Source organism: Caballeronia temeraria (assembly GCF_001544795.2).
GTDB classification, from domain to species: Bacteria; Pseudomonadota; Gammaproteobacteria; order Burkholderiales; family Burkholderiaceae; genus Caballeronia; species Caballeronia temeraria.
The window spans coordinates 113,106-128,462 of the sequence record NZ_FCOI02000016.1 but is presented as its reverse complement, the minus strand read 5'-3'; the positions used below and the strand labels follow the sequence as shown (position 1 = coordinate 128,462).

The window sequence follows — 15,357 nt, the reverse complement described above, 5'->3', positions numbered from 1 at the left end:
GGCGTGGGAGGCTGGAGGGGAAAGTGTGAGGCGCTGCGTGGCTGGCGCGCTTCACACTGAGCAAACCATGAAAAGCTTCACGGGAAGGGATAGCGCTGGCGCGCGTGGATCACATTCACGACTTCGATCCAATTGTCCATGACGCGATAAACCACGATGTAGTTCGGATGCGCGACGATTTCGCGTGTGCCCGGCTCTCGACCGGAACGAAACAGGAACGGCGTAACGGCGACGGGAATGACAGCCTTTTCAATCACCTCGAACATCGTCATTGCTGCCCGAGGACTGAGTTCGGCTATGCAGTCTGTGAGTTGATCGAAGTCTTCAAGTGCTTCAACGGTCCAGCGTATCGACAGCATCAGGAACCCGACCGTTCCTTCGCTTTGATTTTCGCTTCAAGCTTCGCGCGAATCTCGGCCATCACCTGATCGTGCGGAACGCGCGGCCGCGTATCCGCCATCGAGCGCCGCACTTTCTCGCGAAACCACTGGTCATACGCCTCCGCCTCTTCGACAGAAGCGAATTCGGACACGATCGGATCGAGTGGAGTAGGCATTTCAAGTTCTCGTTTCATGATGAAAACGATGATAACGCAGGCTTCCGAACCGCGTCACCTCGGCCATTCGGCCAGTTCCTGCGCCGTTAAACGCTCGTCGCCCGCTTCACTTTCCCCTTCGCGACAGGCGCCGGCGCCGCCTCTTCCACCTTCGCCACCGATCGCTTGAAATAGGGCGAACTCAATGTCGCCGCGCCCATATCCGATGCCGCCTCGAGCAGCGCAGGCGCAAGCTCCTTCAGGCGCGTCTCGGGCAGACGGCTCGTCGGTCCGGCGAGACTCACCACGCCCACGACGATACCCGTCACCGGATGATGGATCGGCGCGGCCATCGACGTCATGCCGGCCTCGTACGTCTCGCTCGCGATGCCGTAGCCGCGCTTTCGGGCCGCCTGCAAGTCCGCGAGAAATTGCTGGATCGTCTTGGGCGCCTTCGGGCCGCCCGAGCCGGGCTTGCCGAGACCGCCTTGCTTCGACACGAGCTCGAGCGCCTCCTCGTCGGAGAGAGAAGACAGCCACGCCTGCCCGCTCGCCGTGCAATGCAGGGGCGGCTGGCTGCCCATGTCCGGGTCGTAGCGCAAACCCGACTTCGCGCCCTGCGCCTTGCCGACGAACGTAATGTGATCGTCCTCGACGACGCCCAGCCGCGCCAGCTCGCCCGACTGCGCCGCGAGCCGGTCGAGCACCGGCTGCGACACGTCGAGCACGCCGCCCGTCGACAAATAGATGAGCGCGAGCGACACGAGCTTCAGCGCGAGCATGTATTCCCCGTGATCCTCGTCCTGCCGCACGTAGCCTTCGTCGATCAGCATCGCGAGCAGCCGGTGCGTGCCGCTGCGCGGAATGTTGAGCGTGTCGGCGATGGCGGCGAGCTGCATCCGCCCGCCGTTTTTCGCCAGCAACTCGATGATCGACAACGCCCGCTCCAGATTTCCCGCCATCTTTCAGTCTCTCGAAGTTCCGGTGATTCGGAATGAGAACACGATTCCACCCCGGAATTCAACTGGCGTGTGCATCCTCCAGGACCGCGAGCGTCGCCTCCCGCAGCCGCTTCGCACGCGTGAGCGCGCTCGCAGTCTTCGCCCATTCGTTCATCGGCGTTTCGATCGATAGCGGCAGATCATCCGGCAGCGCGCGCAGGATGCCCGCGAGATCGAGGCCGCCCTCGCCCGGAATCATGCGTTCGGCGCGCGCCTGAAACAGCAGCGTGTCGAGATCGGCGGGGCGCTCGGCGGGCGCGTCGCAGAACTGCACGTAGCCGAACCATTCGCGCGGCAACTCGCGCAGCGTCTGCGTCGACGATCCCGCGCGGTCGAAATGGATCGGATCGACGATCAGGCCCGTATTCGCGCGCTGCGCCGCCTTCACGATGCGCGCGCCCTGCACGATGTCCTTCGCATCGGTCCAGGGCATCGGTTCGAGCGATGGCGACAATGCGTACGGTTTCGCGAGATCGCACAGCGCGGCGAGCCGCTCCGCCGTGCGCGCCTCGTCGGGATCGTTGCCCGCGACGAGCACGTAGCGCGCGCCCAGTTCGGCGGCGGTGGCCAGCATCGGTTCGAAACCGGCGACGTCCGTGTCGGGCCTCAGGCGCAGGATTTCGGCATCGAGCACGCCGATGCCCGTATCTCTCAACGCCGCGAGCGTCTCGCGCTTCAGCGGCGTCGCGCCGACGATCTCGTGGCGCACTTCCGTATCGGTCGCGGGCACGAGCCGCAGGCCGACGAAATCGTAGCCCGCCTGCGCCGCGCACTCGACCATCTGCGGCGGCGTCAGTTCGAGGATCGTCAGCGCGGACAGGGACAGCTTGCGTCGTGACATCGAAAAGTCTCCGGTTAGCGTAGCGGCGAGAACGGCGCGGGCACGTAGATGGTGGATTCCATCGTCGTCAGATGGGCCGGTCCGCCCTTCGGCGGCCAGATGCCGTCCTTCACGGCTTCGGCGCGAATCCGCGAGCGCTCGTCCACGCTCGGGTACGGCCAGATGTTCAGAAAGCGCGGCACGGCGCCGTCGAGCGCGTACATTGCGCCGATGAGCGGCGAGCGCTTCGTGCGCTCCGGCACGGCGTTTTGCCACGCATCGATCGTGTGCTGCAGGCTCGCGAGCTTCGTGCCGTAGACGCGCATCTCGTAGATGCCGCCGTGCACGGCCGGCTCGATCGGCGGCAGGAACGGAAAGAGCGCGTAGCTGTTCACTTCGACGTCGACGATGAACTCGCCGCAGCCGAACGGATTGCCTTCGAGCAGGAGACGCCGCCGCTCGCCGATCAACGCCGCTTCCGATTCGAAACCGCGCAGCACCATGACCTTGCCGAGCGCGCCGATATCCGAATACCAGCAGCCGAGCAGCGTCGAGCCGGGCGCGTCGCTGCTTGCCTTGATGTTCTCGAAAACCTGCGCATTCGCGCCGATCTTCACCGTCAATGTGACCGTGTCGTACAGAGTCATTGCAGAGTCCTTGCCTGTTTGAAGTTGGAGAGATTCGTGATGCTGTCTTCGCGCGCCGGTTCGGCGAGTTCGAGGCCCGCGAGATAGCCGAAGGTCATCGCGGGTCCGAGCGTGATGCCGCCCGCGGGATAGTGGCCGCCCATCATGCTCGCGGCGTCGTTGCCGACGGCGTAGAGGCCGGGAATCGGCGCGCGCGCTTCGTCGAGCACGCGCGAGTGCGCATCCGTCGACAAACCCGCGAACGTGCCGAGGCTGCCGGGTACGATCTTCACCGCATGAAACGGACCGTCGACGATCGGCGCGAGACACGGATTGGGCTTGTGCGATGCATCGCCCTGCACGCGGTTATACGGCGTCGAGCCTTTGTGGAATTGCGGATCGAAGCCGTCTTTCGCGTAGCCGTTGTACGTGGCGACGGTATCGGCGAGGCCGCGCGCATCGATGCCGCATTGCTGCGCGAGCGCTTCGAGCGTCGGCGCGGACTTCAAATAGCCCGAACGCTCGTAAGGCCCGAGTGGAAACGGAAACGGCTTCGCGAAACCGAGGCCATATCTGCGCTGAAACCGATGATCGCAAACGAGCCATGCGCACGTCTCTTCGCCCGGCGACGTCGTGCCGATGAGCGCCGAGATGAAGTCGTAATACGACGACGCCTCGTTCGTGAAGCGCCTGCCCGCGCGCGTCACCGCGATCACGCCCGGCTTCGCGCGCTCGATCAGATGCGGAAACGCGACCTCGCGTCCGCCGGATTTCGGCACGAGCGACACGGGCGCCCACGCGGCGGGCGCGTCGAGCGTCGCGTCGAAATGCGCGCCGGCGTCTTCGCCCAGGCGAATGCCATCGCCGGTATTGCTCTTCGGCGCGGCCGACCAGTGCGGCATGACCGGAAACGTCTCCGTTTGCCGCTTCGCGTCGTGCGGATAACCGCCGCACGCGAGCACGACGCCGCGCCGCGCGCGCACGTCGTGCATCACGCCTTCGATCTCGACGCGCGCGCCCGTCACGCGATCCGCCTCGCGCGTCAGCGACACCGCCTTCGCCCGCGTGCGCAGATCGACGCCGCGATCCGCCGCCGACTTCAGCAGCCGCGCGACGAGCGCATTGCCGTTCACGAGATGCATCGAACGCCGATGACGCAGCATGTGCCACGCGAACGCCGCAAAGCGCTTCGTGACATGCCACGCCGACTTCGCGCTGCGCGTCGCGTTGAGGAAATGCGCGAGATCCTGTCCCGATGCGATCGCCATGCCCTTGATCGTCACTTCGGCCAGAGGCGCACGCAGCTTGTCGATGAGCGGCCCGAGCTCGCGCCCGTCGAACGGCATCGCGCAGACGGAGCGCCCGCCCGTCGCCGCGCCTTGCGTCGTGTGGAAATCGGGAATGCGATTGCCGTCGATGAAGCGCATCGACGTATTGCGCTCGAAGAATTCGATCATGCGCGGGCCGTGTTCGATGAGCGCATCGGCTTTGGCGGCATCGAAATGCGCGCCGAGTTCGCTTTTCAGGTACGTGCGCGGCGCGCTTTCATCTTCGACGATGCCCGCGCGCGTCGCCAGCGGATTGCGCGGAATCCACATCCAGCCGCCCGACCACGCGGTCGTGCCGCCGAACACGTCTTCCTTCTCGCAGACGAGCACGGACAAGCCGCGCGTCGCCGCGGTGACGGCCGTCGACAAACCGCCCGCGCCGGAACCCAGCACGAGGACGTCGCATTCGAGAATCGGTTCGAGCTTCATTTGGCGTGGGCGTGCAGTGGGAGATCGATCGGCAGATCGAGCGCATCGTCGTGCGTCGGCTGATTCGGGTGCTTCGCGCGCACCGTCGCGTGCCGCGCCGCGAGATAGCCGAACGCGAGACCGGGACCGAGCGTGATGCCGGGGCCGGGATACACGCCGCCCATCACCGATTGCGCGTCGTTGCCGCACGCGTAGAGGCCGCCGATCGGCCGGTCGTCGCGATTCAGCACGCGTGCGTCGGTATCGACGACGAGGCCCGTCGCCGCGCCGATATCGCCCGGATAGAGCCGCACTGCATAGAACGGCGCCTGGCCGATCGGACCGAGACACTTGTTCGGGCCGGTCCAGTTGGCGTCGCCGTTGGCGTTCTGGTAATCGGTCGTGCCGCGCTGAAAATCCGCGTCGACGCCGGTTTGCGCGTAGCGATTCATGCGCGCGACGCTATCGGCGAGTCCGGTTTTGTCGATATCGAGCTTCGCCGCGAGTTCGTCGAGCGTCTTGCCTTCGACGAGATAGCCATCCGCGAGAAACGGCGCCAGGCCCTTCCCGCCCGGACGCACCATCCCGAGACCGTACTTGCGCAGTCCTTCGGAGTCCGTAATGAGGTATGCGGGCACGGAAGGCGTCGTCGTGTTCGCTTTCTGCATCGCGATACCGAACAGGTGATACGACGTGTTTTCGTTGAGAAAGCGCCTGCCCGATTTGTCGACGGTGATCATGCCCGGCTTGCCTCGATCCATGATGAAATGCGGAAACACGGCGGTCGTGCCGTCGGCGCGGTTGCGCACGGAAACCGGCGCCCAGAACGCGTTCGACAATGCGCCCTCGCCGAAGCGCGCGCCCGAAGCGAGCGCAAGATCCTGCGCACCGCCGCGGTGACCGGGCGCGCCGGGACACCATGCCGGATCGGCGCCGGGAAGCATCTCGCGTCGACGCGCCGGATGACGATTGAAGCCGCCGCTCGCGAGGATCACGCCGCCCTTCACGCCGATACGCCGGCGCTCATTGACTTGACTCAGCGTCACAGCTTCGATGCCGTTCGCGCCCGCATGCAAGGCTTCAAGCGTCGTGCTCGTCAGCACCGTCACGCCGCGCTGAAGCAGCGAATACAAAAGCCGGCCGATCAGCGCGTTGCCCATCACGAGACGCGTGCCGCGCGGCGAACTCATGCGGTCGCGGGCATGACGCGCGAGTAGTTTCGCTGCATGCCTGAACGACGCGAACGACTTCGTCATGTTCAGAAGATGCCCGACGTCGTCGCGGTCGACCATCATGCCGCCAAGCACGGTGAATTCGGGAATCGGCGGACGAATCAGCGAGAACGCGCGGCCGAGCTTGCGGCCATCGAACGGAAGCGGCTCCAGCGCGCGGCCGCGCAAGGTCGAGCCTTCGATCTCCGACAGATAGTCCGGATGAAACGGCCGCGCCCGATATTTCACGTCGGAATTCGCTTCGATATGCGCGACCGCCTTCGGGCCGGCATCGAGGAACGCGCGGCGCATCGCAGCGCTGCTGCGCCCGCCGACCGCGCGATCGAGAAAGCCTTCGGCATTCGCGGATGAATCGTCGCGATTGACGCCCGCCGCGTGCGTCGACGCGGGAATCCACGTCGTGCCGGCCGAGTACGCGGTCGTACCGCCGACGTACTCCGTGCTTTCGACGAGCAGCACGCGCGCGCCGTCGATTGCCGCGACGAGTGCCGCCGACATACCCGCGCCGCCCGCACCGACCACGACGACATCGAAGGTTTCGTTCTGCCCCAGTGTGTCCAGTGTCTCCGCCATTGATCCGCTCCGTCGCGATTCGTGCCGTCATTTCTCCGACAAATCGAAACGCGTGTTAGCCATAGAATTCGCTTTAATTGTGGAATGCTATTCCAAAACAACAGCGTTCGCCAAGCTCTTTTTGAGACGACGATCTTGGCATCGCGTATTCCTTGGGGCACGATCGCTTCTTCAGGAAAAGGGGCCAAACATGCAAGACACGACCCGGAGACCCGCGTCGAGCAAGCCGCTGCTCAAAGGCATCGTGCCGATCAACCGCGCCGGCGCCTTGCGCGACGTGCTCGCCGGCATGTCGCTCGCGTCGATGGACATTCCGCAAGTGCTCGGCTACGCGCGCATCGCCGGCATGCCCGCGGTGACGGGCCTCTACACGGCGTTCCTGCCGCTGATCGCGTTCGCGCTTTTTGGCGCGTCGCGGCATCTCGTCGTGGCCGCCGATTCCGCTACGGCGACGATCTTCGCGAGCAAGGTGTCGTCGATGACCGCAATGGGCAGTCCGGAATACGTCGCGCTCGCGGGTATGGTCGCGCTGCAGACGGCCGCGTTGCTCCTGCTCGCGCGGCTCTTCAAGCTCGGATTTCTCGCGGATTTTCTGTCGCGCACGGTGTTGACGGGCTTTCTGGCGGGCGTCGGCGTGCAGGTGTCGATTGCGATGCTCGGCGATCTCTTCGGCATGACGGTGCCGTATCCGTCGTCGCGCAGTCTCGCCCAGCTCGTCTATGTGATCGGGCATCTCCTGCACGCGCATGGCCCGACGCTCGTCCTCGCGCTCGGCGTAATCCTCGCGATTCTCGGCTGCAAGCGCTTCGCGCCGCGTCTGCCGGTGCCGCTCATCGTGGTGATCGGCAGCATCGCCGCGAGCCAGGCGTTCGATTTCGCCGCGCACGGGATTTCGGTGCTCGGTCCCGTCGACGGCGGTCTGCCCTCGATCCGCTTTCCCGATATCACCTGGCAGCAGTCGCTCGATCTCGTGCCCGTCGCGGCGTCGTGCTTCGTGATGATCATCGCGCAGAGCGCCGCCGCGGCGCGCGTCTTCGCGCAGCAGTATCACGAAGACGTCGATACCAACAGCGACATCCTCGGTCTCGCCGCGGCGAATGCGGCGGCCGCGATGAGCGGCACGTTCGTCGTCAACGGCAGCCCGACGCAAACCGCGATGGCCGAGCGAGCCGGCACGCGCAGCCAGCTCGGACAGATCGCGTTCGCGGTGGTCGTCGCCGTCGTGCTGCTGTTTCTGAGCGGCTATCTGCGCTATCTGCCGCATTGCGCGCTGGCGGGCGTCGTGTTCACGATCGCGGTCGGCCTCATCAACGTGCAGGACCTGAAGGACATTCGCGCGGAAAGTCCCGGCGAGTTCGCGCTCGCGCTCATCACGGCGGCGGCGGTGGTGCTGGTGGGCGTCGAGCACGGCATTCTGCTCGCCGTCGCGCTGTCGCTGATGCGGCACGTGCGCCACAGCTATCATCCGCACACGATGGTTCTTACGCCCGTCGCGCCCGGCAAACCTTGGCAGTACATGCCGACGACGCCCGCCGCGATGACCGCGCCGAACCTGATCGTCTATCGCTTCGGCGCGGATCTTTTCTACGCGAACGATCATCTGTTCGCATCGGAAGTGACGACGCTCGTCGATACGGCTGCCGATGGTTTGCGTCATCTCGTCGTCGATGCCGGCGCGATCACCGATCTCGATTATTCGGCTGCGCGCACGATCGGCGAGTTGGTCGAGACACTGCGTGCTCGCGACATCGCGGTGATTTTCGGGCGCGTCAACCGCTTCTTGCGCAACGATATGGACCGCCACGGACTGACGCGCGTGCTCGGGGAATCCAACATTTTCGACACGCTGCATGAAGCACTGGCGGCCGCCGGTGTGAATCCCACCGCGCACGAGCCTAACGCGCTTTAAAGTGCTCGCGTGCCCGATGGCAGTTTTCGCGGGGGCTGCGCATCAAGACAGTTAGTTGCTTCATAAATAACCAATGAAATTGTTGAACAGTATTCCAATTTCAACTAGCATTCACGTAACGCTTTTCCACAAATTTCCGATCAAAGACTCAGGAGGCAACCGAGGCATGGCGCAGGACACTTCTTTTTCCGCATCGCTCGACGCGGGCCTGAGCGGCGCGACGCGCGTCTATTTCATCGTCGGCGATCCGATCGCGCAGGTGCGCTCGCCTTCCGGCGTGACGGCCGCTTTGCGCGCGGCGGGCCGCGACGCGATCGTGATTCCGGCGCACGTCGCGCCCGCCGATCTTGGCGCGTTCTTCGCGGGCATCGCGCCGCTGCAGAACTGCGACGGCGTCATCATCACCGTCCCGCACAAGTTCAGCGCGACCGAGTATTGCCAGTCGCTGACCGATGAAGGCGCGTTTCTCGGCGCGGTCAATATGCTCAAACGCAACCCCGACGGCACCTGGCACGGCGGCGCATCGGACGGCATCGGCCTGGTGGCGGCGTTGAGGGACGCGGGCTGCGAGCCGAAGGGCAAGCGCGCGCTTTTGATCGGCGCGGGCGGCGCGGGCTCGGCGATCGGCCACGCGCTCGTCGATGCAGGCGTGGCGTCGCTCGCGATCCGCGATTTCGATGCCGAGCGCACCGGCGCGCTTGCCTCGCGTCTCGCCGCGCTGGGCCGCGGCCCGGTGAGCGTCGCCGACGATGCGCCCGCGGAAACGTATGACCTCATCGTGAACGCGTCGCCTGCGGGCATGCGTCCGGGCGATCCGCTGCCGATCGACGTCTCGCGCCTGCCACCGACGACCTTCGTCGGCGATGTGGTGACGAAGCCGCCGCTCACGCCGTTCATCGAAGCGGCCCGCGCGCGCGGTTGCACGACCGTCACCGGCACGCAGATGTTCGGCCGCGTGTGCGATGCGATCGTCGCGTATCTGTTGAAAGCCTGATCCCGCGAGGCGGTTGGCCGCGCAAAGAATCGGAGCAATCTGCTTCAATCGCGACGCGCATTCGCGCAACATTCCCGCCGCGCCTTCGCGTCCCTCGCGAAGCGCGCCGGTCCGCAGATTCCAGAACGAATCGCCGACGAGCCGCCCTCTTTCGGGCGGCTTTTTTGCGCGACGTTCCGGCCGCACCGGCGCGAGCGTGCGTTTCCATGAGACGCGCTCGCTTCGAGGGCCAACAGAAAGCGTGCAGCGGCACGCAAGAGGCTGGAATGAAAGTGGATCGGAAAGGAATTCAACGCGCGGCGCGAGCAGGCTTAGCCGTCATCGTATTTGCCATGCTCGCGGCATGCGCGACGGGACCGGGCGCACCCGCGCCGCTGCCGGCGGACAGCACGCTCGCAACGGGCCGTATTGTCGGCAAACAATATTTGACGACCGTGTCGACGAGCACGCCGTCTTCGTCAGGCCCGACGGTCGGCGTGGGCGGCGGCGGCATCGGCGGAAATGGCTGGAGTGGCGTGGGCGGCGGCGCGGGCCTGAGCTTCGACCTGACGAGTCTGTTCCAGAAAAGCCCGGAGCAGACCACGAAGGTCTACCGCTACAGCGTGCAGATGAAGGATGGTTCGAAGCGCGATATCGACAGCCCGCTTGATCTCAGCGAAGGCGCGTGCGTGACGACGATCGATTCCAGCCAGCCCGGCTATCCGAGAATGACGGGCGCGGACGCCTGCTGATCTTCCGGCGCGGCGCGTCCGGCGAGCCTCGCCGATAACGCCGCCGCGACGCGCTCCACCACGGGCGCCCAGTCGCCGGGCTCGCGCTGGCGAATGAGCCGCACCGAGTCGTACCACGGCTGCGTTTCGCCTTCGCCCCAACACCAGTGCGACGCGCGATCGATCATCGCCAGCACCGGTTTGCCGAGCGCGCCGGCGAGATGCAGCGGTGAGCTGTCGACGGTCACGAGTACGTCGAGCGCGCTGACGAGCGCGGCCGAATCGTGAAAATGCTCGCGATATTCGGGAAGCCCGGCGATGCGTGCGTCCGCCGCGCGCATCGCAGCGATATCGCCGTCGCGGCCCGGCGCAACAGGATGGAACACGATGTTCGGCAGGCGCCAAAGCGGCTTGAGGGCATCGACAGGCATGCTGCGCTGGGCATCGCGCCGATGCGTAGGACTGCCCGCCCAGACGAGCCCGACGTGCAGCGCGTTCGTGCCGCCGGCGGACAGCATGCGCCGCCACATGCCGATGCGCTCCGGCGCCGCGTCGAGATAGGCGCGGCCATCCACCTGATCAGGCAACAAGCCGATCCAGAACGGCATGCTCATCATGCGCACGGTGTAATCGACCGTACTGAAATCATGGGTCTCGAGCACGACGCAATCCGGCGCGAACCGCCGGATGAGCGGATGCAATGTAGAACGCACCGCCAATAACGCTTCACCGCTGTTTCTTCGCACACTTTCCGCGAATCGTGGAAAGTACCGCACGAATTGAATGTCGTCGCCCAGACCGAGCTCGCTATAGACTACGACGCGCTTGCCGGCGAGTGATTCACCACGCCAGCGCGGCCCGGCCCGTTCCATTCGCGTCACGACGCTGTTCTCGCCATGCGCCGAGACGCGCCGCTCGAAGCGCGGCCACCCGTCACGCCACGCGCCCCGCCGCAGTTCGAGTTCCGCGAGATCGACGGCGATCGAACTGGCATTCGGCGCCTGAGAGAGCGCGAGGCGGTACATGGCTTCGGCCTCGGCGTGACGCGACTGTTCGTTGAGATACATCGCGATTGCGCCGGTCACGTGTCCGTCGTTCGGACGATGCCGTGCCGCCTCGCGCATGACCGCTTCCGCCGACGCGCTATCGTGACGTAACCAATAGCAATGACTCAGTTGCCAGCGAAGCTCGGGATCATGCGGAAATCGCCCGATTGCTGCGAGGCAGAAGCGTTCGAACTCGGGCCAGTTTCCCGAACCGCGAATGTCGAGCGCGACGGAAAGGGCTTGGTTTGCATCTGACGGGACACTGGCTGCGTGCGGCGATACCATGACTGACTGAAATCAGAAGAGTTTGAAACGCTCGCTGAGTTTATATCAATCAGGCCGCCTAGGAATGCTCAAAAGACCCAGAAAAATCCCAAAATGGCGATCTATCAGATCATTACTTTGGATATCGAAATATAAGCGCCGCTTATTCCGAAACGCAGTGATTCGAATCGACGATTGTGCGTGCCTCGGCGCTTTGACATACTGGCTTCGTCGACTTGTCTCCTCAAGCGTCCGCTCTCGACAAACGAGCCCACAAGCGGACGCACTCTTGCCGCCGTTTCAGGCGGCTCTTTTTTGCACGCGGCCTATTACCTTCGACGTAATTGTCCGCCTCGCTTTCTCCTGCGACGATTCAGTCACACCAATCATCGTCGAGGAGACGGACATGTCCGAGAAGCGCCAGCGAAGCAACGTCGAAATCGCCCGTCCGGGTTTTATCGCGAGCGGTGACGGCGTCGAACTGTTTTATCGCGACTGGCGGCCCGAAGCCGCGCGCAGCAACGGCAGAATCATCGTCTTCGTTCCCAGCTATTCGCTGCCGGGCGACATGTGGGCGTATCAGATGTTGCCGCTCACGCGACAAGGCTTTCGCTGCGTCGCCTATGACCGGCGCGGCCACGGCCGTTCCAGCGATCCGGGCGGCGGCTACGACTACGACACGCTCGCGGACGACCTCGCCGCCGTCATCGAGGCGCTCGATCTGTCGGACGTTACGCTCGTCGGCTACTCGATGGGCGGCGCGGAAGCCGTGCGCTATCTCACGCGTCACGGCAGCGCGCGGGTCGCGCGGCTTGCGTTGATCGCATCGACATTGCCGATGCTCGCGCGAACGTCTGACAATCCCGACGGCGTCGACCCCGCTTATGCCGATGCCTTCCAGAAAGACCTGATGACGGACTATCCGCAATGGCTCGCCGGCAACGCCCGTCCGTTCGCGGGACCGGGTGCCTCGGAGGCGATGATCGAGTGGATTCGGGAAATGGCGTTGCGCACGTCGCATCACGCGCTCTTCGCGTGCAACGAAACCGTGAATCGTGGCGATTTCCGCAACGAATTGCGCGACATCGACGTGCCGACGCTCATCGTGCAAGGCGATCGCGATGTGTCGAATCCGCTCGAACTGACTTCTGAGCGCACCGCCCGCCTGATCCCGAACGCACGCCTCGTCGTCTACGAAGGCGCGCCGCACGGCGTCTTTCTCAGCGATGCAGCGCGTCTGACCACGGATATCGGCGCGTTCGCGTCGGCGTCGTGAACGGTCGTCTGTGGTAGTGGCTTAATATCGTGCAGGAACGCGAATGTCACTGCCACGACGGAGATTCCCGCCATGCAAGACCTGCTCAAAAAGCATTTCGACATGTTCGCGCGCTACAACGCGTGGGCCAACACGAGGCTCTACGACGCGGCGCGCGCACTGTCCGACGCGGACTATCGCGCCGACCGCGGCGCGTTTTTCAAGTCCGTGCACGGCACGCTCAATCATCTGCTCGTGACGGATCGCGTCTGGATGTGTCGCTTCACGGGCGAAGGCGTTGCGCCCGAGCGGCTGGATGCGATTCTCTTCGACACTTTTCCCGCGCTCGAAACGGCGCGCCGCGAAGAAGACGCGCGCATCGTTGCCTATGTGAGCGGCCTGACGCCCGAAGCGCTGACCGGCACGATCAGCTACAAGCGTGTTTCGACGCCCGAGCTGATGACGCAGCCGCTCATGCCCGCGCTCGCGCACTGGTTCAATCACCAGACGCATCATCGCGGACAGGCGCATGCGCTGCTCACCGCGCTGACGGGCAAGGCGCCGGAGCTCGATCTGCTTTTTTATCAGCGTTTGTCGGATAAGCACTGAGTCATGACGCGTATGAAAACACTCATAACAATAGACTCTGCAAGAATGCCGGCACACCGTAGCACTGCGAACCGACACCCCGGCACGCGACACGAAACATCGCCGCGCAGCCCTCCTCACGTCCACAGGAGTTCATCGCGATGATCTTCCACGCCTCCATTCCCGCCAACGATCCGCAACACGTCGCGCAGGTGCTCGCCGAACTGTGGAGCGGCTTCGCCGCGCCCTTCTCGCCGTTTCCCGACGCCTGGATGGCGGTGGCCGGCGACGATCGCGGCAGCATCATCGAGGTGTATCCGAGCGATCAGGTCATCACGCCGGGCGGCGGCCACGAGGAGAGCGTCAGCTACGGCGCGGATACGATCAAGCGGCCGCAGTACAGCGCGTTCCACATGGCCATCGCGACGAAACTGAGCACTGAGGAAGTCATCGCGATCGGCGAGCGCGAAGGCTGGCGCGCGGTGCGCTGCACGCGTGGCGACAACTTCTTCCATGTGATCGAATTCTGGATCGAAAACTCGACGATGCTCGAATTCCTCACACCCGAGATGCAGTCCGAATATCTCGCCTTCGCCACGCCCGAGAACTTCAGGGCGATGGCGGCCGCCGCCATGCCTCAATGAGCGTGTGCGTTTGACGACGCATCGCCGCGCAAGCCGAACATCAGCGCGGCGCCGCTCGCGAAGAGCAGCAACGCGAGCAGATGCACGGCGAGATCCATGCTGCCCGTCGCGGTGCGGATCTGGCCGATCACCCACGGACTGACGATTCCGCTCGTGATGCCGATACTGCTGATGAACGCGATGCCCGCCGCCGCGCTCTTGCCCGGCAGATGGCTCGCGGGCACGGCCCAGAAAATCGGCAGCGCGGCGAAGATCAGCGTCGCGGCGAGCGAGAGAATCGCGAGCATCAGCGGAAAGCTCGGGAAATGCAGCGTCAGGGCCGCGAGCGCGATGCCGCCGCCGACCGTGCAGCACGCGAAGTGCTTGCGCCGCTCGGCGATGCGATCAGAATGGCGCGCGATCAGAATCAGCCCCACCGCGCCGATCGCGTTCGGCACGACGGTGTAGAGACTGACGGACACGACATCGGTGACGCCGAAATCGCGGATCATCAGCGGCATCCAGAAACTGAGTGTCAGCGACGCGCACGTCAGCGAAAAGTAGATGAACGCAAAGAGATAGACGCGCGGATTGCGCAGCGCGTCGAGCATGCCGCGATGGCCGTGTGCATCGGCATCGGCGTTCGATTCCCCGCGCAGCGCGGCAAGGCGTTCCTTATCTGCCGACGTCAGCCAGTGCGCATCGCGCGGCGTGTCCACGAGCATGCGCCGCGCAATCAGGCCGAGCAGCACCGCGGGCACGCCTTCGATCGCGAACATCCACTGCCAGCCGTGCAGGCCCATGACGCCCGCCATGTCGCGCATGATCCAGCCCGACACGAGTCCGCCGAACACGCCCGCCACGGCCACGCCCGCGAAGAATACCGACATCACGCCCGCGCGCCGTTTCGCCGGAAACCAGTACGTCAGATAAAGCACGATGCCGGGGAAAAAACCCGCTTCGAACACGCCGAGCAGAAAGCGCAGCAGATAGAAGTGGCCTGCCGTCGACACGAACATCATGCCGACCGACGCCGCGCCCCACAGCAGCATGATCCGCGTGAAGGTGCGGCGCGCGCCGAACTTCGCGAGCAGCAGATTGCTCGGCACTTCGAAGAGCACGTAGCCGATGTAAAAGACGGCGGCGCCGAGGCCGTACATGGCATCGGAGAAGCCGAGATCATGCTTCATCTGCAACTGCGCGAAGCCGATATTGATGCGGTCCAGAAACGACACCACGTAGCACAGAAACAGAAACGGAATGATGCGCCACGCGATTTTGCGGAACAGCGCGTCGTCCGAAAGGGCGTGCGCGTCCGCGGAGGCGCTCGGGCTGAGCGCCGCCGTGCTGATCGACTTCGACATGTCTCGCTCCAGATGGGCGTGAGAAGGCCGGCGTCTTGATCGCGCCTTTCGCCTTGGAAAAGATGGAAGCGGCGCGTGTTC

15 protein-coding genes are annotated in these 15,357 nt (G+C 64.7%); 6 read left to right on the top strand and 9 right to left on the bottom strand.

Annotation, left to right across the window (positions count from 1 at the left end; translation table 11 throughout):
• Window positions 1-77 precede the first annotated feature (77 nt).
• From AWB76_RS22780 to AWB76_RS22750, 7 genes are all read right to left on the bottom strand, one after another.
• Entirely contained in the window at window positions 78-359 is a 282-nt protein-coding gene (locus tag AWB76_RS22780) for a type II toxin-antitoxin system RelE/ParE family toxin (RefSeq protein ID WP_061162396.1), read from the bottom strand.
• A complete protein-coding gene (relB, locus tag AWB76_RS22775) occupies window positions 359-556 on the bottom strand; it encodes a type II toxin-antitoxin system RelB family antitoxin (RefSeq protein ID WP_061162395.1) in 198 nt (65 codons plus the stop codon). Before relB ends, AWB76_RS22780 begins: the two co-directional genes overlap by 1 nt.
• An 86-nt stretch (window positions 557-642) precedes the next feature.
• On the bottom strand, window positions 643-1,497 hold the full coding sequence (locus AWB76_RS22770; RefSeq protein WP_061162394.1) for an IclR family transcriptional regulator: 855 nt from the start codon (window positions 1,495-1,497) through the stop codon (window positions 643-645).
• 58 nt (window positions 1,498-1,555) lie between these two features.
• A complete protein-coding gene (locus tag AWB76_RS22765; protein ID WP_061162393.1) occupies window positions 1,556-2,377 on the bottom strand; it encodes a sugar phosphate isomerase/epimerase family protein in 822 nt (273 codons plus the stop codon).
• Between the two features lie 14 nt (window positions 2,378-2,391).
• Window positions 2,392-3,003: an NIPSNAP family protein gene (locus AWB76_RS22760; protein WP_061162392.1), complete on the bottom strand. Its 612-nt coding sequence runs from the start codon at window positions 3,001-3,003 to the stop codon at window positions 2,392-2,394.
• On the bottom strand, window positions 3,000-4,739 hold the full coding sequence (locus tag AWB76_RS22755; protein WP_061162391.1) for an FAD-dependent oxidoreductase: 1,740 nt from the start codon (window positions 4,737-4,739) through the stop codon (window positions 3,000-3,002). The genes AWB76_RS22760 and AWB76_RS22755 overlap by 4 nt, the downstream gene beginning before the upstream one ends.
• On the bottom strand, window positions 4,736-6,523 hold the full coding sequence (locus tag AWB76_RS22750) for an FAD-dependent oxidoreductase (protein WP_061162390.1): 1,788 nt from the start codon (window positions 6,521-6,523) through the stop codon (window positions 4,736-4,738). The genes AWB76_RS22755 and AWB76_RS22750 overlap by 4 nt, the downstream gene beginning before the upstream one ends.
• Before the next feature lie 190 nt (window positions 6,524-6,713).
• On the opposite strand from AWB76_RS22750, the gene AWB76_RS22745 reads away from it, so the two are divergent.
• The 3 genes from AWB76_RS22745 (at window position 6,714) to AWB76_RS22735 (ending at window position 10,157) form a co-directional block, all read left to right on the top strand.
• On the top strand, window positions 6,714-8,432 hold the full coding sequence (locus AWB76_RS22745; RefSeq protein WP_061162389.1) for a SulP family inorganic anion transporter: 1,719 nt from the start codon (window positions 6,714-6,716) through the stop codon (window positions 8,430-8,432).
• Between the two features lie 166 nt (window positions 8,433-8,598).
• The gene (locus AWB76_RS22740) at window positions 8,599-9,426 is read left to right on the top strand and encodes a shikimate dehydrogenase family protein (protein WP_061162388.1); all 828 of its coding nucleotides are present in this window, start codon (window positions 8,599-8,601) and stop codon (window positions 9,424-9,426) included.
• 266 nt (window positions 9,427-9,692) lie between these two features.
• A complete protein-coding gene (locus AWB76_RS22735) occupies window positions 9,693-10,157 on the top strand; it encodes a hypothetical protein (protein WP_061162387.1) in 465 nt (154 codons plus the stop codon).
• On the opposite strand, the gene AWB76_RS22730 is transcribed toward AWB76_RS22735, so the two are convergent.
• On the bottom strand, window positions 10,124-11,260 hold the full coding sequence (locus AWB76_RS22730; RefSeq protein WP_244173420.1) for a glycosyltransferase family 9 protein: 1,137 nt from the start codon (window positions 11,258-11,260) through the stop codon (window positions 10,124-10,126). The genes AWB76_RS22735 and AWB76_RS22730 overlap by 34 nt on opposite strands.
• A 592-nt stretch (window positions 11,261-11,852) precedes the next feature.
• On the opposite strand from AWB76_RS22730, the gene AWB76_RS22725 reads away from it, so the two are divergent.
• The 3 genes from AWB76_RS22725 to AWB76_RS22715 all read left to right on the top strand — a co-directional run bounded on the left by AWB76_RS22725 (window position 11,853) and on the right by AWB76_RS22715 (window position 13,933).
• Window positions 11,853-12,722, top strand: coding sequence for an alpha/beta fold hydrolase (locus AWB76_RS22725; protein ID WP_061162385.1), 870 nt, complete (start codon window positions 11,853-11,855; stop codon window positions 12,720-12,722).
• A gap of 72 nt (window positions 12,723-12,794) precedes the next feature.
• Entirely contained in the window at window positions 12,795-13,310 is a 516-nt protein-coding gene (locus tag AWB76_RS22720) for a DinB family protein (protein ID WP_061162384.1), read from the top strand.
• Between the two features lie 140 nt (window positions 13,311-13,450).
• A complete protein-coding gene (locus AWB76_RS22715; RefSeq protein ID WP_061162383.1) occupies window positions 13,451-13,933 on the top strand; it encodes a hypothetical protein in 483 nt (160 codons plus the stop codon).
• Here AWB76_RS22715 and AWB76_RS22710 read toward each other — a convergent pair.
• Window positions 13,927-15,276, bottom strand: a complete 1,350-nt coding sequence (locus tag AWB76_RS22710; RefSeq protein ID WP_061162382.1) for an MFS transporter — start codon at window positions 15,274-15,276, stop codon at window positions 13,927-13,929. The genes AWB76_RS22715 and AWB76_RS22710 overlap by 7 nt on opposite strands.
• Window positions 15,277-15,357: the final 81 nt, after the last annotated feature.